Genomic DNA, 464 nt, shown 5'->3' on the forward strand with positions numbered 1-464 from the left:
CTGATGACCGGGTATTCCTCCTTCAGCCACTTCTCGACTTGAGACGGGTTTTGCTCATACGCTTTCTTCACCGGCTTCTGCGGCGTGAAACCCCAGGCGGTCAGATAACTGCCAACCGTTCGGATCGCCAAGTGCTCTCCCGTCTCCTGCGCAATAAGCTGTTGCACCGCCTTACGGGTCCAGAGCGCATACTCCAGCTTGAGCTGGTCCGGGCTTTTATCGACAATCAAACATCTGATTCGGTTCTCCTGCCCTGGCGTTAATCGCTGTCCCGAACCGGGCTCTCGTCCCCGGGGCTTGGATTTAATCCCGCTAACCCCTTGCGCTTCATAAGCTCTGATCCACTTTCCCACCGTCAGGTTATGGACACCGACCTTATCGGCTATTTCCTGATAGCTATACCCCTGCTTGCGCAGTCGCACGGCCTGTTTTCTTTTTTCTTCCTGCGCTGCGGCAGGTAATGA

Annotated in this window: 1 protein-coding gene; it reads right to left on the minus strand. The window is 55.4% G+C overall.

What is annotated here, in order from left to right; all coding sequences use genetic code 11:
* Positions 1–464 (minus strand): IS630 family transposase (locus tag ONV78_RS31885; protein WP_279508631.1); only part of this gene is annotated, 464 nt, incomplete at both ends.

Origin of the sequence: Hahella sp. CR1, assembly GCF_029813005.1 — a bacterium.
In the GTDB taxonomy this organism is placed as follows: Bacteria; Pseudomonadota; Gammaproteobacteria; order Pseudomonadales; family Oleiphilaceae; genus Hahella.